Raw genomic sequence first — 3115 nt, 5'->3', positions numbered from 1 at the left:
AGGATGCGGCAGTGGAAGAGCAGGCCGTGGCGGCGTTGGCAGAGGAAGAGAACGCTTCCGCAGAGGACGTTCAACCGGCCGACGCCGACGCCGCGCTGGAAAGCGCCGAAGCACTTTTGGCCGAGTCCGAGGCGCAGGCCCAGAAAATCATCGCCGCAGCGCAGGCACAGGCACACGCGATCATCGAGGACGCCAAAGGAAGCGCGGCGGAGATTGAGGCCGAAGCCGAGGAGCGCGCCCTCGCGCCCCTTTCCGCGCCCCGGCCCTCTGCGCCAGCCGCCCCGGAGCGGACCATCCCCATCATCATTGCCGAGGACGCGGGCGAGGACGGCAAGCGCGATGTGACCGTCACCGTCAACGGCAAAAACTGGGTCATCCGGCGCAAGCATCAGGTCAGCGTGCCGGAGTCCGTCTTCAACGTGCTGCGCGATGCGGTGCGTACCGTGTGGTGGACCGACGAGCACAACGTCACCCATTCGGCCGAAGAGCCGCGCTTCATCGTGAACCGCATGGACGGGGCCTGATCATGCTGGTGGCGGAGCGCATCCACCTTGCGCAGCAGCAGTACAACGACCTTGGCGGGACGGGCGTTCCTGTTCCGCTGTGGGGCCAGTACCTGAATGCGGCGCAGCGGCAGGTGGCCCTGCAGCGCCCGGATGCCAGCTCCGCCATCACCGTGGTGCGGCTGGCGCCGGGCGTTTTGCAGGAAATCCCAGACGACGGCGTGCGCCTGCTCGACGTGCTGCGCAACATGGGCGCGGACGGCGCCACGCCGGGGACCAGCATCCAGCTGGTGGACAAGGCCGCGCTGGACGCCGCCAACCTTGCATGGCCCGCAGGACCGGGCGCCACCGCCATCGACAACTGGGCCTTTAGCGACCTGTACCCGCGCAGCTTTTGGGTGTCCCCGCCCGTGTCCGCCGTGACGGATGTGTACGTGGAAATCGGCTACGCGGTGTCGCCTGCCGACGTGCCCCGGATTCTGGGCTGGGCCGAGGGCGTGACCTACGCCGCCGGCGAGCTGGCCTTTTACCGTGAGGGGGCTGGCGCTGAGGGCGTCATCTTCCGCAGTTTGGCGGCGGACAATGTGGGCAACGCGCCCGCGCAGTCCCCGGCGTGGTGGGCTGAGGAACCGTTGGCCCTGAGTCTGCCGGACATCTACGCCGGGCCGGTGGTGGAATGGATGCTGCGTATGGCCTTCCTGCGCGAGGACGAAGGCGCATCCACGGTGCGCGCGGCCGCGTTTGAAAAGAGTTTCTACCAGAGCCTTGGCATCAAGACGCAAACGGACATCATCATCTCCCCCAACAACCCCGGCAAGGAGTAAGGCATGGCGCGCGTTTCGTGGGATGAGTTCTTTAACCGCCTGTATCCGGTGTGCCCCAAGCTTCCGGCCCAGCAGGCCCGAAACGCCCTACGCGATGCGGCCGCGACCTTCTGCGAGGAAACATGGATATGGCAGGCCGATGCCGACCGCGTGCGCGTGCTTCCGGGGCTGATGGAATACGACATTGCCGCGTCAGAGGGCGGCAGCCTTGTGGCGGGCATCGTGAGCGTGGCCGTGGGGGAGACGCGCCTTGAGGCGGGGCAGGGCTTTACCTTTGCGCCGCCGGTGCTGTCGCTGTTGTGGCCGCCGGAGCGCCGCGCGTGGCTGACCTGCCGGGTAGCGCTCAAGCCGTCGGAGACGTCCAGCGGTATTCCGCGCGCCGTGCATGAGGCGTGGGCCGGGGGCATTGCCGCCGGAGCGCTGGCCTCGCTGCTGGTGATGCCGGGGCAGGCGTGGACCAATCCGGGCCTTGCGCAGTTCTACGGCGCGCAGTTTCGCGAGAGCATGGGCCGCGCCAAGCGCCGCCTGCGCAAGTCCTTCACCCGCAAGCCGCTGATGGTGCACCCCCAGCGTTTTGAATAGGAGGAGCCATGCCCGTACCCACCGTTGCCGTGACCGTAACCGTCAGCGACGCCGTGGGCGCGCCCGTTGTGGGGGCGCTGGTGACGGCGCGCCTGACCGCCGCCGAGGTGTATCAAAGCGTGGTGGTCCCGGCGGATGTGGAGGTTTTTACGGACGCCGCCGGCGCCGCCGTGGTGCGCGTGTTCCCCAACGAGTTGGGGCGGCGGGGCACGGAGTGGGCGTTTGTGGTGCACCAAACCGGCGACATGGTCCGCCCGGTGAAGGTGACCTGCGGCGTGCCGAACCGCGATTGCCGCCTTGAGGATATCGCGGACCTTGGCCCCTATGAGGCCATTGGCGCGGGGCAGGTGGTGACGGACGCCGTCCTTGCCGCGCGCGATGAAACCAGCGCCGCCCGCGACGCTGCCTACGGCGCCCAAAGCGCCGCCGAAACCGCGCGGACCGGGGCGGAATCCGCCAGAGACGCGGCGCACCTCGCCGAGGACGGAGCCGCCCTGTCCGCCGGGGAAGCCCTTGGGGCGCGGGATACCGCTGTGGCCGCGAGCGACGTGGCTGTTACGGCGCGAAGCGAGGCGCAGGCGGCGCGGGACGCATCTGTTGACGCCCAAAGCCTTGCCGAAGCCGCCAGAGACGGGGCGCAAAGCGCGCAGGGCGCGGCGGAAACGGCGCGGGATGTGGCGGTCTTGGCGAAGGATGATGCCCTTGCCGCGCGTGATGCGGCGCAGTCTTCAGCGAACGCCGCGTCCTCATCCGCAACCGCCGCTCAGGATTCAGCGCAGAGCGCAGGCCTGTCCGAAAGTAACGCGGCTGTCTCCGCAGGCGACGCCGCCCAAAGCGCCACGGACGCTGCCACCGCCTGTACCGGGGCCGAAGCCGCGCGCGATGAGGCGCAGGCTGCGGCCTTGAGCACCACGGCGCGCCCACGGAACCTGCTCCCCAACTCGGGCTTTGGCGTGTGGAGCAATGCCACGGCCAAGACCTTTGGCGGGGCGCTGAGCATGGCGGACGGCATCACAGGCGGTGTGTGCGCCACATCCAACACCCGCGACATCACCGTGGGCGACCTTGTCCACTTTGTCACCGGGGCTTACGCGGGCCGCGCCTTTGAGGTGGTGGCCGTTACGCCGAATGTGAGCTTTACGCTGAATAGCCCCATCACCTGCGACTTTTGCACCGCCTACGAAATGGTCCCCCACTGCGCGGAGA

At 68.6% G+C, this 3115-nt stretch carries 3 protein-coding genes and 1 pseudogene; all 4 read left to right on the top strand.

Translation table 11 applies throughout. The annotated features are described in order from the left end of the window. A pseudogene (locus tag ACY69P_RS15580) lies at positions 1 to 524 on the top strand (hypothetical protein); the annotation flags it as partial. Positions 525 to 526: 2 nt separating this feature from the next. Next, positions 527 to 1327 (top strand): phage adaptor protein, encoded by an 801-nt coding sequence (locus ACY69P_RS15575; RefSeq protein ID WP_462328140.1) that lies wholly within the window; start codon positions 527 to 529, stop codon positions 1325 to 1327. Between the two features lie 3 nt (positions 1328 to 1330). After that, positions 1331 to 1909 (top strand): hypothetical protein, encoded by a 579-nt coding sequence (locus ACY69P_RS15570; RefSeq protein WP_462328139.1) that lies wholly within the window; start codon positions 1331 to 1333, stop codon positions 1907 to 1909. 8 nt (positions 1910 to 1917) lie between these two features. Next, positions 1918 to 3115 (top strand): hypothetical protein (locus ACY69P_RS15565; protein WP_462328138.1); only part of this gene is annotated, 1198 nt, incomplete at its 3' end.

It is taken from the genome of Desulfobaculum sp., assembly GCF_054921475.1.
The sequence above is the reverse complement of the archived record's forward strand: the minus strand, read 5'-3'. Positions and strand labels throughout refer to the sequence as shown.